Origin of the sequence: Pseudomonas paraveronii (assembly GCF_963681955.1) — a bacterium.
In the GTDB taxonomy this organism is placed as follows: domain Bacteria; phylum Pseudomonadota; class Gammaproteobacteria; order Pseudomonadales; family Pseudomonadaceae; genus Aquipseudomonas; species Aquipseudomonas paraveronii.
On record NZ_OY817130.1, the window covers coordinates 3,720,418 to 3,738,191 of the forward strand.

Consider the following 17,774-nt stretch of genomic DNA (forward strand, 5'->3'; position numbering starts at 1 on the left):
CACTGCCATCGGGGGCAAGCCCCCTCCCACCTTTCCAACCGAGTTAGCCATGAAACACCAGCCGGCTATTAGGCCGCCGCGCCAACAGCAAAAAAAACGGGGCAATCACTGATTGCCCCAAACGTACATCGAGAGGTCCTTCCACCTACAACGTGATCTGCTTGCGCTCCTCATCCGTCAACCGCGCACGCGCCTGTTCGCTCAGCGGCCCGGCGCCCAGTACCTGCACCGGGCTGTTGGGGTTGTACCCCGAGGTCTTCGGCTGTTCCTGCGGTTCGCGTTGCACCGGCTCGGAGCCAAAGCTCAACACTTCCACCGTCACGATCGACGCCCTGCCCTGCTTGGCCGCCGCCTGCTGGCTGCGCGCCGCGTCTTCCGCCGCCTGGGACGCCGCCGCCCCCGCGGCGCTGGCCGAGGTCATGGCGCCGGTATTGACGGTGGCCGTCACCGGCACCCCGGACGACTTGCCCTGGGTCTGGATGTTCGCCGCGTTGACCACATGCAAGGCGGCGATGTTGACGTTGCCCGAGACCCGAATGCCCGCCTCGCCCGCGTCGATGGTGCCGGCCGGAGCCAACAGGTCGATGTCACCGGCCGGCACTTCGGCAATCGGTGCCAGGGTGGCAATACCGGCACCGGCGCTTGGCACACTGGGTGACAAGGTCACGTTGCCCCAGGTGTCATAGAGCCGCTTGGGCGGCGTGTACAGCACGGTGGTTTTCGAGCCACGGCCGGCGTTGATGTCGCCTTCGTTGGACCAGGCGAGAATCGCCCCGCCAAAGGTGGTCATGATCCGGCTCTGGCCTAGCAGGATGCTGCCCCGGGAATACAATTGAATATCCCCGGCACCCTGCGTGAGGACCCCGGCACTGGCCGGCGGCACGTTGCCTTCAATCCCGAACACCTGCTGCCCGCCCGGGCTGAGCATCTGGATATTGCCGCCAAACAGGGTATGCACCCCGGCACCGCCGTACAGGGTAATGTCGCCGTTGTACATGATCGGGTTACCCGCCACGTCCTTGCTCGGCAACAGTGCGTTGATGGCCGCGCGGCTGCGGACAAAGCTACCGGAACGCGGGCCAGCGGCCAGGTTGTATTCGCGACCACCTTCGCGCACTTCGGCGAAGTACACCGAACGGGCAAAGATGCGTTGCTGCTCGTGGCCCAAGCCTGCAAAGTACGCCCGCGCCTGCTCGGCATCGCCGCTGAAGGCGTAGCGCTCGTTGAGCCATTGCAACAGTTCGGCCTCGTAGGTTTTCGCCACCTTGCCGGCTTGTGCGGCCAGCGCGACACCCTCGACCGCCTGATTGGCGCGGTCCAGGTAGGGCGTGACGAACTTCAGGTAATCCAGGCCGTTGAGCCCGACCCCGGCTTCCAGCACGATAGATGCCCCCGGACGGGAGTCGCCCACCGCCACCGGTCCCAGGCTGGTGATGGATGCTTTGTCAGCCATCAACAGGTTGCGCCCGGCACTGACTTCCAGGGTGCCGGGGCCGGCGACGTTGAAGCTGCTGTAGAGAATGTCGCGCCCGGCGGAAACCACCGACACGTCCTCTGGGCGGCTGTGAACGAACAGGTTGCCGCGGCTTTCACCCAAGTAATCGCCGTTGTAACCCAACAGTTTAGGAAGCACCGTCGACGAGCCCATATCGGTACCTGAACTGACAATGTCGCGCCCCGCCCGCATCCAGACCGGGCCTGCGGACTCATAGCGGACCTGGCCTTGGCGCGGGCTGCCGAACGTCAGGATCTCACCGCTGCGCAACCCCACGATGTCGCCCTGCTGGGCATAAAACCTGGCCGGCTCTGCCTGGGAAGCCGGACGCGCAAGATCAGTCGCGCTGCGGAAGGCGAACAAGGAAAAGTCGTCCTGTATCGCGTCACTGCCCAGGTTGTTGACGACCAGGCTGAACCCATTCCTGCCGACAAAGGCTGGCGCGAACGGCGTTGGTATAGCACCCTGGCTGTCACCCGACTGGTTGACCGCATAACCGCTGGCGTAAATTGAGTCCCCCGCCAACATGGCCAATCGTCCTTTGCTCGACGGCGCCAATAACAGCGAATAAGCAGGATTGTTAGGCAGCGGGCCAGCACCCAGCGCGGATGCGCCGAGATAAATACTGCCATTGGCTGCTACCACGCCGAGCTTGGAGGGGAAGATGAAACGCCCATCCGAACTGGAGTAGTTTTGCTCGGGCAGCGGATTAAGCTGGCCATTGGCGCTCAGCGACATGCTCTGCACGCTAGGCGTCAAACTGCCACCTGCGGAGAACAAGTCGATGGCGGTACGCTCGGTCCATAATGAGAACCATGTGGTGCCATTGCCATAAGCGCTACCGTTGTAACTGAACGCTTGGGTATTTTCGGTAGAGACGCGTCCAGGGTCGCCGGTCCCCGCCAACACCAGGTCACCTCGCGTCGACAGGGTGGCCGTGGCGTCGCCCAGCATCAAGGTGATCCCGCCCGTGGCCGTGCCCAGGCTTGCGGTGTACGGCGAGTAGGCTCGGCTTTCCTTGACATCCTGATCGTTACGCATACTGCCGTAGTTCAAGGCAATGCCCCCCAGGCTGCCTGCCTGCAGGTTCAAGGCGCCACGCAGGTTGGTCAGCACGCCATTGAGGCTGAGTGTTTGTGCCTTATAGTCGACTGACTGCAAGCTGGCGGTATTACTGCGGGTCGCACGAGCGTCCAGCCCAGGGTTCAAATCGCCGCCCATGCGTACATCCAGGTCGCCGCCCCCCGTCAACAGCAATTGACCGTCCACCACCCGCCCGGTACTCCCCACCGCCAACACCAGGCCTTCACTGCGTGGTGCTCTCAACCCATCCACGGAGCCACGGCGCGTCTGCATGCCGCCATCGCTGCCCAGGTCCAGGGTCAGGTTGCCGCCGCCCAGCGTGCCGACACCGGTGAACCCCACCAGGCGTGGCAGCTGGTCTATCTGTGCGGCGTCGTCAAAATACCGGTTGGCAGCACCACTTTCGCCCTTTACATAAGTGCCGAAGTTGATCCACCAACTGGTCGGTATTGGGGTGACACCCGCCGCGCTGCCTGTGCCTTGGCGCCACAACCAGTTGCCCAGGTTCGCACTGTTGAGTTGGCTGCGACCGTCATTGTCCATTGGCCTATCTTGCATCGGCGTCCAGACAGCGCCCGTCAGGCTACCGCCAGTGCGCAGCAACACGTTGCCGCCCCCGTCTGGGTACCAGGCGGCGTAAGGGCTGGCGCTGCTTTCATCGACCAAGGCTTCATACGCCTTGGCCGCGCTACCCAGTACCGTCCCATCCGCAGCGGTGGCGCGAGCCCGGTTGAAGTCGGCGGCGGCGCTGCCTGCGCGAGACGCGCTGGAGGCCCCTGCGGTGTACACGCCGTAGGGCGATTGCATTGAGACGTTGCCCGCAGCGATCAGATCCAGATCACCGGTGCCGGTGCGCAGCACACTGAAATGCTGACTCACGGGTGAAACCAGTTTGACCGGCCCGACGATCACCTGCTCAGGGATTGCTGGAGTGGGTTCGCCCAAGGAAACGCACAGATCTGCGTCGCACATGCTTTCGTTTTCGGGTGACACCGGCGCCCCGGGAGTAAAGCCAAACAACTCGGCTAAGTCGCTCCACACGTAGTTGACGCGCACGCAAAAGTCCGGGCAAGAAGTCCACTCGGACTCCGGCACCGGAGTACCCGCCGTGACGCCGAACAGTTCGGCGGCAAAGTCACTCCAGTACCAGGCGCCGCCTGGCCGGGCCGGTTGCCCCGGGATGATGGTTTTACTGTGAGTCTCGTAAATGCCGTAGTGCGTGTCCGCCAGGGTCAGGTCGCCGGCAAAGGCCGGCTGGATCGAACGCGTGTCGGCCGCCTGGGTATCAGCACCGGACACCAAACGCAACGACCACGACTGCGAGCCTTCGGCCAACATCGGTGCCACAGCCCAGTTCTGGCGTGCCGTGGCGCCGGTCACGGTGCGCAACGGCACCGATAGCGCGCCGTTCGGCAGTTTGACGTCCGTGCCATAAGGAATCAGCGCGCCAACCTTGAGAGCCAGGTTCCCAGCCAGCAAAACACCGTCGGTCGCACTGCCGCTCAGCACCCCTCGGCTGGGTAACGGCACGCCGGCCGGCCAGGTCATCGCGCGCAGGGCGGCAGCGCCCGCCAATACCGTGCCGGCGTCCAGTCGTGTACCGGCAGCGAGCACCACAGGTTGTTGCAACAACGTGCCGGCGGCATACAGCAGGTTGCCGGCGCTGTCGCGCACCGCCGCGCTCAACACGGTATTGGCCGGCAGGGTCAGTGGCGCATCGAGGATGCCCTGCGTCGGCAGCACAGTGCCTTGCGCCAGCGTGGTGGCCTGGATCGGTAACGAGTAGTTGAGGGTCTTGCCAGTGGGGAATGCACTGCCCTCTGCCAGCACCACACCCGGGCCGGGCACGATCACATCGCTGCCGAACCCTTGCAGGCCGGGCGTCAGCACCCAGCCGTTGTCGTCCGGGGTGGGCGGCGGCGGGGAAAAACCGTCGTTGATGCTGCCGTAGACGTCCAGGTTGCCACCGGCACGCACCACCAGGCTGCCGACCTCGCCCGAACCATACACCGACGTCTTCGGCGTATTGCGGTTGAGGCTGGCATAGCGCATGCCCGACAGGTCCAGGTCGCCACTGACCACCAGATCGCCTTCGGTGACGATTTCCACGCCTGGGCGCAGGTGGAAGGCGTCGGCGTAGCGGCCGTTGTTCAAGCCCGCCAGCTTGCCTTGCGTCAACCCGAGGTTATTCAAGGCATTGTTGATAAAGGTTTCACTGAGCGCGTGTTTTTTATTCAGGTAATCCTGATCGATCACCTGATACGGCCGGCCACTGGCCGACGGCTCAACGCCGAGCGGCGCATCGGTGTAACGGGCGACGGCGTTCAGCGCGATGGAGCGGGCGCCAAGGATATCGACGCGCCCGCGCGCATCGATGGCCACATCATTGGCATTCAGCCGGGGGGCATTCAGTTCCAGGGTGCCACGGGCCAGGCCGTCGTATTGCCCCGGGCCACGGCCCAGGACCGCAGCCGTGCCGTGGCGCACGTCGATACGTGCGCCATCGGCCAAGGTCAATTGACCGTCACCGCTGTTGAGTTCAACCATCGCCCGGTTCGGCGCATCGATGATTTTGCCGTAGCTGTCGACCCGCAACGCCGTACCGTGGGCATCCAGCACCGCACTGCCGGCGAGGGTCAGGCCCTGCTTGCCGGCCAGGCGGATACTGCCGACCCGCTCACCACTGGCGTCGACAGTGCCTACCACCGTCAAACTGCCGTTATCCACCGAGACATTGACCTGATTGGCCTTGAGTTCATCGCCGATAACCAGGTTGCCCTGCTTGAGCTGGAAGCTGCGCGAACCCCACACCTGCCCCTGGTTCAAGCGTTGGTTCAACGCGGCGAAATCCCCCATCTGCTGCGCACGAATGTCCACCCCACCCGCCTGGTACGGCACCAGGGTGCCACCGGCATCGTAATAGCCGCTGCTACCGGCGCGGATCTGCCCTTGCAAGTCGACCTGCCCGGCTCCGGCGTCCACCGCCACGGCTTTGAGCAGGCCACCTTGGTTGTATCGGGCTGACAGGTCGACGAGTGCACCTGCCGCCTGATAAATGTTGCCGTGGCGGCTTTCCAGGCTGACGTCACCGCCCCAGCTGTATTTGCTCACGTCGTTGTTCCGCACGGTGCGACCACTGAGGTCCAGACGCGAAGAGGCGCCTAGGGTCAGCGCTTCGTCGGCGCTGAGGGTCAGCTTGCCGCTGGGCAACACCACCGCCGTATCGACCGCCACGCTGCGCCCGGACAGCAATAACTCGGCGCCCAACGCGTCGATGGCCGTCGCATCCGCCGAGGCCGCACCGTTGGTCGGGGCCACTACGGTCACTGCGCCACCGGCGGTGATCCGGTTGACCGAACCGGCTTCACCGGTCAACAGCGGCGCGGTGATGGTCAAGTTGCCGCCACTGTAGGCAAAGCCCTTGCCCGCTTCATAAGCGCCCTGGGACTGATGCACCGCCAGGCTGCCTTTGTGGTTGGCCGTAATGCGTTCGTCGGCGTTGAGGTGGACATTGGCAAAGCCCAGGGTCATGCGGCCATTCTCGGTCAGGCCATCGGGCTGGGCGTTGCGGCCATAGCCGAATTCGATGCGCCGGGCCTGCAGCTCCAGGGTGCCGCTGCCGGTGCCCGCACCTTGGTTGATCACGGCCGGCGGCGCATTGGTATCGCCTCCCCACACCAAGGTGCCGGTCTGGATCAACGCCACATCCGCCGCGTTGCCATATCCATAGATCGCCGGAGTCGTCAGTAACAGTTCATCCAGCAGTGACTTACCCGAGCTGTCGAGGGTGCTCAGGGTGGCGCTGCCATAGAAGTTCAAGGATTGCCCAGCTGTCAGTGCCAGGCTTTTCAGGGCCGGTGCGCCGCGTGAGGTATCGCCGCGCAACAGGCGATCCATCACGTGCTGATTGAGGGTCAAGCCCGACGGCAACACGCCACGCGCGGCGGCCTCGGCCAACGCCTCGGGGCTGCCGACGTTGATCCCACCCACCGCCAGCGCCAGATGACGGGTGCCGTAGCGCACACCGTCACTCAAGGCAAAGCGGTTGGTGGTGGCAAAGGCGATCGAGCCCTCGGAATACAGCGACGTTTCACCGCTGCAAGCCCCTGGATTGCACTGGCCGATCAGGATGCTGCCTGGTCCTCTATTATTATCGCCAGCGGTTGGGGCCAGCATCTGCAAGCGCCCATTGGACACTGCAAGGACACTGTGAGCGCCTGGTCGATAGATAAAACCATCATCCGAGTCATAGGCAGCCTTGCCGAGCCCCAGGGTGTTGATCGATGCACCTTGTTCGATCTCAATGGCGCCCGAAGACGTACCCGTCATCAAGAACACTTCCGGCGCCGCCAAGCTCGCCCCCTGACGCACAACCACCGAGTTCGCGCTGGTACCTGTGTCGAACCCGGCGAAATTACCACCCTGGCCGTACATCACCGTCATCACGCCGCCCACCACCAAACGGGCGGCCCCCAAGGCATTCAAATCACTGGCGCGTACTGCCACCGTCGACGGCGTGGCACTGGCTCGGGCGGTGTCAGAAATCACCTCGATGGCGTTGCCCTGCACCGCTACAGTGGCACCGAATCCACCCTCCGCGGGTTTAAAACGCCCCTCGCCATCAAAGGTGAACCCCACGTCTTTTTGACCGGCGATCAGTTGCAGCTTCAGGGTTTTGGCGTCGGCTTCAAGGGCCGCACGCGGGACGCCCAGGCGCGCAGCGTCAGCGCGCACGAAGTCTGCGTAACGGGTTTCGTTGTACTGGGAATACCGGCGCAATACCGCCGCCGGCGTGACGATCACCTGGCTCGACAGGCTGTCGCGAATGCCGGTGTGGGCAATCGACAGGAAGCCCTCGGTTGACCAGGAACCGTTATTCATGGCCGAGGCGTTCGGCGTCGAACCTGCGGCAAACGCCGTTGCCAAGCCGTTGATCTCGACCCGAAATGCCCCCGGCAACAAGGCATAAGTAGACGGCAGCAAGGTATAGGTCCCCGCCGGCAAGCCTGGAACCCCGGCGCCGATACTGATTTGTTGCCCCACCAGCGGCTGGGTCGCACCCGGCTCGCCACCGCTGGGCGCGACTCCCGGCTGGGCGCCGGGAACAATCGCATAGATCGGGTTGGTGGCCAGCCCCGGCAAGGTAAAGCGCCCGTCCGTACCGATTTGCACCAACGGGTTGTAGCGCGCATCGGTAGAGCCGCCGCGCCCGGACACAAACGCCGCGCCGAGCAACTCACCGCCACCGGCAAGGTCCAGCACCGCGTCCTGCTGCACATTCAGCGAGCGCCCGACCAATTGCAGACCAACGGCCAGACTGCCCGTGCTATAGGTGCCACCGACGCCCAGCAACTCCACCTGTTTGCCGTTGTACTGCCAAGTCACACCGTCGACTGTCCCGCCATACGGCAGCACCAGGCCACCGGCGCTGACGGAGGTCAGGCTGCCAGGCAACAGGTTGATCACTTTGGTGGATCGGACGATGCCGCCATCCACGCCCAAGGTCAGCACGCCCATGGGCGCCCGTAACACGCCGCCTTGTTCGATGGTCGAGGCACTCAACAGTAAGCTGCCAAACACTGAATAAGGTTGCGCCGGGGCCTCACTGCCGACCCGGCCGATGCGCAAGGTGCGTGTCGGGTCAAAGTCGCTGTTGGGCCCCGTGTAGCCGGCCGTGACCTCGGCAACGGCCCCCGTAGCCGGGTAAATCTGCGCCGCCGTCAGGCTCAAGTCGGCCTGGGTGGTCAAGGCGGTTTTAGTATTGTTGGCGCTGCGGGCCAGAAAGCGCATATCCCCCAGGCTGACCAACTGGGCCTGATCGAAGGCGCGTCGGTCAATGCCGTTGGCCAACGCCTTGGAGCGCTCGGCATGGGCACCGAAGTTGAGGCTATCACGCACATCCAGCACGTTTGCCGCTTCAACCCTCAAGAGCCCGGCTGTACCCTGCGTGGAAACGCCACCCTGGACGGTCGGACGAACGGCGCCGTCGCTGCCCTGGCTGTTGTTGCCAACCCCGGCCAGGCGTACATAAGGCGCCGCCAGGAGCACTTGGGACTGTCGGGGCGCGCCATCCGTCAACGCCATGGCCCCGGAATACAGACTCAGGCTCTGCCCCAGACGCAGGGACACGTCACCGTCGAAGCTGATCAGACCATTGCTCAACAGCGACAGGTTATCGAAGCCGCCGGCGTCGACCTGGCTGACCGTGAGCCGGCCATGACCATAGGCCAGGCTGCCCGCGGCCGATTCGGGGGTGCTGCCGGCGGGCAACGGCACGCCCGCATCAGCGGCACTGACAATCAATTCGCGGGCTTGCCGCACGCGAGCCGCAGCCGATTCGGCGTACAGCGGCGTTTCCAAGGCCAGGCTCAGGGAACCACCCGCCGCACCGGCACCACCGCTGCTGGCCTTGAGCGTACCGTCGAGGTACACGCCGGTGTTGGATGCCAGGGAGATGTTGCCGCCACGGCTGGCGATCACGCTCGGGCCGGCACCGACCAGGTCCTGCACCGCCTGGCTGCCGGAAGCGTCAAGGCGCGCGCCTTCGCGCACCACCACAAACAGGTTGGCGGCGGAGGCGATCCCGGTGGCCGGGTCGATCACCCCGCCAATCACGATAGTGCCGCCCTGGCCGACCGTACCGTAGCGCCGGCCGAGACTGTCCACTGCGGTGAACGCCCGCCCGGCCACGTCCAGTACTGCGTGTTTACCGATCCAGATCGAACGGCCATGGCCTTGGTTTTCAACGTCACCGGCCACGTTGGGTTGCACGCTGACGGCGCCCAGCGTGATGCTGCCGCCCCAGGCATTCAGGCTGCCATCCACGGTCAACTGGCCAACGCTGCGTAGACTGATCGCTTGACCCGGATCAACCTCGATCCGCGCGCCCTGGCCGATGCGCAGTTGCGCCGACGCCATCTGCGCCGCTGTCGACAACAACGTACCGGCTTGCAAGCTCACGCTCGCGCCTTTGCGGGGGGTCAACAGGCCCTTGGTGGGGTTTTCCTGATACTGTGGCGCAGTCCAGATCTCCAGTGCGGTGCGTGGTGCTGCACCGCTCGCCACGCTTTGTGCGTTGTCATTGAGGCGGTACACCGGTGCTGTCACGGCAAGCTGGGTGCCATCGGCGACCACCAGACCTTCATTGCCCGTGATGTCATAGGCGCCAAAGCCCTTATTGAAGAACCCGCTGTTGAGCTGCAACGTCCCGGTACCTGGGGCAACCGCCGAATCGCTGATCAGCACCCGGCCGGCCTGCACACTCAGGCGCCCGCCGCCATTGACCCCATACCCGAGCAGCTCACCGTCGAGGGCCAGGCTGCCTCGGCTGTCGGCGCTATTGGCGTTGGCCGCGAGCGTCAGGTCACCGCCCTTGCCGCCAGTGAGCTGGCCCTTGGCATCCAGGGCCGCGCCGGATGACACGTCGACCCGGCTACCTGCCGCCAGGGTCATATCACCGCTACTGCGCAACGCCACGCTGCCGCCGTTGAGATAGGGCAAACGGCTGCCATCGCCGGTGCCCAGCCGCTGATTACTCCACAGGCCGCTGGCATCCAGGGACACGCCGTTGTTCACCGTCAGGCTGCCACGCCCGCCGAGCGTCACATCGACTTTGCCGGCAGGGGTGATCTGCGTTTGTACGTTACCCAGTTGCAGGCTGCCGGAATGCGCGGTCAGGTTGGCATTGACCTCGATTTTCGGAGCAAACAGGCTGATGTCGCCGGCTGCGGCCACTTCCAGCGCACCGTTGACCAGAATCGAACCGGTGCTGGCGATTTTGATCGCCCCCAGTTCCGTCGCGTTCAAGGCATCGGTGTCCAGATAGAGCGTGGACACCCGATCGGCCGGCAGTACGCTGGTCAAATCCAGACCTGCGGCGATAGCCGCCCCCCGCTGCCCGAGCACGACGTTTTTTACGGTGCCGGCATCCGCCCCCAGGGCGTACTGCAACGTGGCGCTGTCCTTGACGTAATACGGCACGTAACTACCGACCACGAATTGGGCACCGCGGGCCACGGCTTTTTGCGATTGCACATAACCGTCCAGGCCTTTTTGCGCGGCCTGGGTCTGGCGTTCGCCCTGATAGGTGTCACCCACAACCTGGCCCTCCAGAACCGCACTGGCGGTACTGACGACCAGGCGTCCGGCATCGCGCCCCACGGTGTAGGCACCTTCTGAACGCTCACGCGGGGCGATCAAGGGGTTGTAGTAATACTCGGTCACGCCCCAGCGCTGGCTGTGGTCTTCATAGCCTTTGTAAATCCCGCTGTAGAGCAAGTCCCCCGGCGCGGTGGACAGTTCATACAAACGCCCGTCAGGCCCTTTGAGCCAGGTTTGCTGGACCTTGCCCGCCTGCACATCGAGGGTGCCGCCGGACAGGTTGATCTGCGACCCCTGTTGGGTCACCACGTCCTTACCGCTGAAGGTCACCGTACCGCCCTGGGCCATCCACTCGCCAATGCCGTGATTACGGGTGCCCAAATAACCGCCCACTTCCAGCAGGCCGCCCGCGGTGTACCAGCGGTCGGTGGCGTAGCCATTGGTGCCGGCCGCGACAAAAATCAAGTCGCGGACATCCACCCACACATCGTTGTTATTCAGGGACTTGCCGTCGCGATTGACCGCCGCATCGCGCTGCTCGTTGCCCTGGATATTGACCTTGACGCTATTGGACGCCATCGACACCTTGACCCCGGTGGCGCCGGACACGTCGATCACCGCGCCGTCGCGCACCAGGGTGCGCTGCGCAGCCTTGATACCGACCTGGCCGCCGGTGGCCAGGGTCACGGAACCGCTGCGAAAATCCACCGTGCCGTCGCTGGTGATTTCCACCAGGGACTGATCACGGCGGTAGGTATCGGCCGGCACAATGTTGCCGTCCTGATCAAGCGACGGCGTCATCAGCCCGGCGCGCTGGCTGTCGAGGGCGCTGCTGCTGTCGAGCATAATCGCGCTGAGGCTGCCCTCGCCCAGGGTCACGCTGGCGTTGTTGCCCGTGCCCTTTACATGCAGGGTACCCCGGGCTTCCACCGACGAACTGGCGAGTAACACACCGTTTTGCAACACCTGCTGGCCGGCCAGGGTGATGTCACCGGTGGAGGCCTGAATCAGCCCGCTGTTGCTGACCTTGCCGTTGCCGGTGACGCTGACTTCATTGCCCCGCGTGGTGGACGCGACATTGCCATCGGTGCTGTAGCCCTTCTTGATCACAAAGCTGTCGCCCGCCGCCAGGGTGGTCTGGCCTCGCGCGGTGGAAATGGTCCCGGCGTTCTCCACCTCTTTGCCGAGCAACAGCACATAACCGCCGCCCGCAGTGGAGGTGGCGGGCACCTGGGTCTGGATCTGCGCGCCGCGCTCGACCGTCACTTTGCCGGCGGCCTGGGTAAAACCGGGCGCGCTGTTGCTTGAACTGTACAGCCCCTTGGCGGTGAATTGCTCATCGCTGAAGCCCGTGGCGGCAGCCACCAGGTTGCGCACGTTGACCTGGCTGCTGCCGCTGAACACAACGCCGTTGCTGTTGAGGATCAGCACCGTGCCGTCAGCCTTGAGCGCCCCTTGGATCTGGCTCGGCGCCGTGCTGTTGTTGACCTTGTTGAGCGCGGCCCAATCGCTGTTCTGTTGGAACTGCACGGTGGTGTTGCGACCGATGTTGAAGGTGTCCCAATTGAGGATCGCCTTATCGGCCGTTTGCTTGATCGACACCAGCGTCTTGCCGTTGGCATCGGTTTGCACCGGCCCCTCGGCATTGACGAACAGCGGCTTGCCATCCGCGCCGATCACCACATTCAAGCCGTTGCCGCCCAGGCCGTTATGGATCGTCTCCGGCCCCGCGCTGGCGTTATTGCGGGCAGCGGCCTGCGCCGCCTGTTGCGCGGCAATTGCGGCGACGCTGGTGTTGAGGGTCTGAAAGGAGCGTTGCAACTGCTGACCAAGCGCCTGTTGCTGGGCCAACGGCGGCGGCGTTCCCGGCAACGTCGCGCCAGGGCGCGCGCCGCCATCGGCCTGCGTCACGCCCTTGGCGGCAAACCAACCCGAACTGAATGCCTGGGGTTGCGCCGCGTGGGCACCACCGGTAAACACCAGCAGTGCGATCACATGGGCCAGGGGTTTAAGGCGCAACACCGCTTGACCGGCAGTGGCAGGCACGTTGGCGGCGCGGTTGGCAGGCAGCTTCAGACGGGAACGCATCACTTACAGGTCCTTTTGACGGGGCAGGCGAACGACGGGCGCGCGAACACTGCGCGGGCACGTGTTGTGGTTATTGCTTAAGGCGGTTGCCGAGGGGGGCGACCGAACTGATGTCACACAATGTTCATACAACGCGGTTCAACTGGCAGGTCGCGATGCGCAATGACAAAACCGGCAATGACGCGAAGTCATTGCCGGTTGTGGGGCCAACCCTGTCGAGACGGGGTGTTACAGCGGACGACCGATACCGTTGCAGGTGTTGGTGTCGCCGATGCGCAGCGAGCTGGTGGTGGCAACGAAGTTGTCGTAGACCGCTTTCTGCCAGGTGGTGGACAACGGAATGAACGAGTGGCTGCTGATAGCAGCGTTGTTCACGCCGGTGTAGTGACGCTTCAGGAAAGTCTGGATGCGGGCGTTGTCATTGGTGTCTTTGTAGCACTGGCTGAAGACCAGGTTGGTGTAGCCGACGATGGGGTAGCCTGCGGTCGGGTTGGCAAACGTAGGGACCCAGTTCAACGGGTCGGCGGCGGCGGTGGAACCGACGGTCGGCGGCGCAATAGTATCGAGAGAAGCTTGAACGTTCACTTCAGTCGGCAGGAAGCCATTGACCGAGGCAACGGCGGCGGCGCTGTTGAACGCGGCGTAGTCAGGGCTGACGTAACCGATGGCACCGTTGTTATTGGTGATCGCGGTGGCGACACCTTGGCTACCGGTTACGGCGAGGTAGCTTGAATCGAGCGGAGCGCTGGTGGCTGGGTCAAAGCCGATAGCGGTGACGAAGCTGTTGCTGACATTCGGTACCGACGCGGGTTTTACCGCTTTGAGGTGGTTGGTAAAAATCTCGGTGGTCCCGCTGGTTTCATTACGGTAGACCACTTTGATCTGCAGGTCTGGACCGGCAACCCCGTTGAATTGCACGTCTTTCCAGTTAGTGATCTTGCCGGCGAAGATATCGGCCAACTGAGCACTGGTGAGCTGCAGCGAGGTTTTACCGTCGATGCGGTAAGGCACGGTCACCGAAGTGGCTTCAGCCGGGACTTGAACCAGCGGGCCATAAGCGGCGCGGCCTTTAACGGTATCAGCGTTGTAAGCAGCCAGTTCCGCGGCGCTCACCACCGAGTCGCTACCGGCATAGTCGACGGTGATACCGGCGGCCAATTTCAACTTGGTCGAATCGTTACCGAAGAACGCCTTCTTGCCGTCGCCACTGCCCACACCGATGTAGGGGCTAAAACCTGGAATGCTGGCAGAGAGGATGCCGGTAGCCGTCGTCGATGTGGCAGTGCTGCCGTAGAGTTTTTCCGGCAAGGTAGCCCCGCCACCGACCACTGCGGCCATGGATTGGGCCGAAGCCAGTGCTGCAACTGCCAAAGAGGCCGCGATCATAGTGCGCTTAAACATGAAGAATCTCCTTTCGTCGTGTTTGTACGTTTGAGGTAGATAGCTCTTGCATGACGCCATGGCTCCGGTCCCAAGCCCTGTTCCGGGGGTGGCTGGGGGTGAGGCCATGGCTAGAGAATTTCGCAGCTTCCGATGACAGCAATGGGAAAAAACCTCGGGAGGAAGGGCTTGATTTTTAAAAAGATTCTCGGGTGTTTTGGTCACGGTTTTGAGCGGTTTTGAGGCAGGTGACAGCGCGGTTTCAGTGGGGGTTTCGTCAAGGCGGCACGGGCTGTGGCGAGGGGGTTGGATGTGACGGAATGAGGAACCCGAGGTCTGGGGCTGGCGGTATCGGCCCACCCCGAAATCAACTGAACAGATAGGGTCCACTGTGGGAGGGGGCTTGCCCCCGATGAGGGAGTGTCAGCCACAGATGCATAAACTGACCCACCGCAATCGGGGGCAAGCCCCCTCCCACATTTTTGACCGCGTGTAGTCAGGTCACCAGTTGGTTGATCTCGATGATCGGCAACAGCACCGCCATCACGATCACCAGCACCACGGCGCCCATCACTACGATCATCAGTGGCTCGAGCAGCGCGGTCATGCCCATGGCGCGGCGTTCGATGTCCCGCGACAGGGTCTGCGCCGCGCGTTCGAGCATCGGCGGCAGTGAGCCGGTTTTTTCGCCGCTGGCGATCAGGTGGATCAGCACCGGCGGGAATACCTTCTCCACCGCCAGCGCCGGAGCGAGGTTGACGCCTTCGCGCACTTTGGCGGTGGCGTCGTTGACGCACTGGCTCAGGCGCTCGTTGGACAGGGTCTGGCGCGCCGCTTCGAGGGCGCGCAACAGCGGCACCCCCGCGCCGCCGAGGATCGCCAGGGTGGAGGCAAACCGTGCGGTGTTCAGGCCCAGCACAAAGCGCCCGATCAGCGGCAGGCGCAGCACGCGGCTGTGCCAGTTCAAGCGCGCCACCGGGTCGCGCAGGTACAAGCGCCAGCCCCAGAAGCTGCCGACGATCCCGGCAAAACACAGCCACCCCCAGGCGCGGATAAAGTCGCTGGCGTTGAGCATCGCCAGGGTCAGCCCCGGCAGGTCCTGGCGCGCCTGGGAGAACGCGCTGACCACCTGGGGCACCACGTAGCTGAGCAGGAAAATCACAATGCCGATGGACACCAGCCCCACCACGCCGGGGTAGATAAATGCGGTGAGGATCTTGCCGCGCAGGTTGTTGCGCTCTTCGATGTAGTCGGCCAGGCGCTCCATCACCTGGGCCAGGTCGCCGGACTCCTCCCCCGCCGCGATCAGCGCGCGGTAGATCGACGGAAAGTCCCGAGGCCGCGCCGCCAGGGCATCGGCCAGGCGCATGCCGCCACGCACATCGGCGCGCACGGCGGCCAGGGTCTGGGCGATGTGCTTTTTCTCGGCCTGTTCCACCGTCGCGCTCAGCGCCGCTTCCAACGGCAGGCTGGCGCCGAGCAGGCTCGCCAGTTGCCGCGTGGCCCAGGCCAGGTCGTTGTCCGACAGCTTGGCGCTGAACAGGCTGCTGCCGCTCGCTGCCTGTTGACTGCCTTCGACCTGCACCAGAAGCGCGGTCAGGCCACGGCTGCGCAACGCGGCAAACGCCGCGCTCTGGCTGTCCGCCTCCAGGTGCCCGGCCTCGACTTTGCCGCTGGCGTCGGCGGCTTCATAGCGATAGCGATTCATCAGGCGTCCCGTGTCACACGCAGGATTTCTTCGGCGGCGGTGGTGCCGCTGCGCACCCAGCGCTCGCCGTCCTCACGCAGGCTGAACATGCCGGCGCGGCGTGCGGCCAGGCGCAGCGCCTGCTCGCCAGCGCCCTGGTGGATCAGGCTGCGCACCTCGTCGTCAACGCAGAACAATTCATGAATGCCGGTACGCCCGCTGTAGCCGATCTGGTTGCACTGCGCGCAGCCCACCGGGCGCCAGGTGCCAGGTACAGCCGGGTCTGCCTGCTTGCAGTGCGGGCACAGGCGCCGTACCAGGCGCTGGGCCAACACGCCCAACAGTGAAGACGCCAGCAGGAACGGTTCGACGCCCATGTCGATCAGGCGGTTGACCGCCGATACCGCGTCGTTGGTGTGCAGGGTGGCAAGTACCAGGTGGCCGGTGAGCGAGGCTTGCACGGCGATCTGGGCGGTCTCCAGGTCGCGGATTTCGCCGATCATGATGATGTCCGGGTCCTGGCGCAGGATCGCGCGCAGGGCCAGGCCGAACGTCATGTCGATCTTGGCGTTGACCTGGATCTGGCTGATACCCGGCAGGTCGTACTCCACCGGGTCTTCGACGGTGAGGATATTGCTGGTGCTCGCATCCAGCCGCGCCAGCGCGGCGTAGAGGCTGGTGGTCTTGCCGCTGCCGGTAGGCCCGGTGACCAGCACGATGCCGTGGGGCTGGCGGATCAACGTGTCGAGGCGCGCCAACAGGTGCGCTTCCATGCCCAGGGTTTCCAGTTGCAGGCGCCCGGCCTGTTTGTCCAGCAGCCGCATCACCACGCGCTCGCCATGCCCGGTGGGCACTGTCGACACGCGGATATCAATCGGCCGCCCGGCCACGCGCAGGGCGATGCGGCCGTCCTGGGGCAAGCGTTTTTCGGCGATGTCGAGCTGGGCCATGATCTTGATCCGCGACACCAGCGCGCCATGCAGCGCCTTACGCGGCGAGACCACGTCGCGCAGGGTGCCGTCGACGCGGTAGCGCACCACCGAGTGGGTTTCGTAGGGTTCGATGTGGATGTCACTGGCCTCATCGCGGGCGGCCTGGGTCAGCAAGGCGTTGATCATGCGGATCACCGGCGCGCCGTCCTGGGTGTCGAGCAGGTCGGTGATCTCGGGCATGTCCTGCATCAGGCGGTCGAGGTCGACTTCGTTTTCGGCGGCGCCGACCACCGCGGCGGCGCTGCCGGTGTCGGCATAGGCACTGGCGAGCAGGCCGTCGAGTTCATCGTCGCGCACCTGTTCAAGGTGGCTCTGGCCGAACTGCCGCTGGACTTCGCTGATCGACCAGCCGGGGGTCGACGGGCAGACGGTCAGCCGCATGCCGGCCTCGCCGGGGCGCAGGAGGATGCGCTGGGATTTGGCCCAGGCGTAGGGGAGCAGGCTCATGGGGTTGACCCTTTTGGATTGAGTACATATCCGTTGCTGCGGTAACGGCGGCTTTACGGGGCGCTTAAGATCAAGATCAAAAACAAAGCCGAGGCGGCCTGATTTCGCAAGCGAACGCGCTCCCCCTGTGGGAGCTGACGCGCACTGTAAATGTGGGAGGGGGCTTGCCCCCGATAGCGGTGGCTCAGTTACAGATGTATTGGCTGACACACTGCTATCGGGGGCAAGCCCCCTCCCACATTTTGAAGCGGTGAGTGCCCAGGAGTTGTCAGTCAATTGCGACCGCCCCCATCTGGTTACAGCAGGGCTGTGGCACAAATCCAAGTCATGAAAAAGCGCCGGAGCCCCGCGTAACCACTTTACGGAGCGCTTAAGATCAAGATCAAAAACAAAGCCGAGGCAGCCTGATTTCGCAAGCGAACGCGCTCCCCCTGTAGGAGCTGGCGCGCGCTGTAAATGTGGGAGGGGGCTTGCCCCCGATAGCGGTGGATCAGTCATGCAT

Annotated in this window: 4 protein-coding genes; all 4 read right to left on the reverse strand. The window is 64.2% G+C overall.

Annotated elements, in window-relative coordinates; genetic code table 11:
* Positions 1-145: 145 nt before the first annotated feature.
* On the reverse strand, positions 146-12,766 hold the full coding sequence (locus U5A08_RS17055; RefSeq protein WP_321847601.1) for a filamentous hemagglutinin family protein: 12,621 nt from the start codon (positions 12,764-12,766) through the stop codon (positions 146-148).
* Between the two features lie 228 nt (positions 12,767-12,994).
* Positions 12,995-14,167, reverse strand: coding sequence for a substrate-binding domain-containing protein (locus U5A08_RS17060; protein ID WP_321847603.1), 1,173 nt, complete (start codon positions 14,165-14,167; stop codon positions 12,995-12,997).
* Between the two features lie 475 nt (positions 14,168-14,642).
* Positions 14,643-15,854: a type II secretion system inner membrane protein GspF gene (gspF, locus tag U5A08_RS17065; protein WP_321847605.1), complete on the reverse strand. Its 1,212-nt coding sequence runs from the start codon at positions 15,852-15,854 to the stop codon at positions 14,643-14,645.
* On the reverse strand, positions 15,854-17,272 hold the full coding sequence (gene gspE, locus U5A08_RS17070) for a type II secretion system ATPase GspE (protein ID WP_321847606.1): 1,419 nt from the start codon (positions 17,270-17,272) through the stop codon (positions 15,854-15,856). The genes gspF and gspE overlap by 1 nt, the downstream gene beginning before the upstream one ends.
* Between the last annotated feature and the right edge of the window lie 502 nt (positions 17,273-17,774).

What these genes read in the sequence shown, in the direction of transcription:
- gspE (WP_321847606.1), bottom strand. Translation starts at nt 17,272, where the DNA reads ATGAGCCTGCTCCCCTACGCCTGGGCCAAATCCCAGCGCATCCTCCTG.
- U5A08_RS17060 (WP_321847603.1), bottom strand. Translation starts at nt 14,167, where the DNA reads ATGTTTAAGCGCACTATGATCGCGGCCTCTTTGGCAGTTGCAGCACTG.
- gspF (WP_321847605.1), bottom strand. Translation starts at nt 15,854, where the DNA reads ATGAATCGCTATCGCTATGAAGCCGCCGACGCCAGCGGCAAAGTCGAG.
- U5A08_RS17055 (WP_321847601.1), bottom strand. Translation starts at nt 12,766, where the DNA reads ATGCGTTCCCGTCTGAAGCTGCCTGCCAACCGCGCCGCCAACGTGCCT.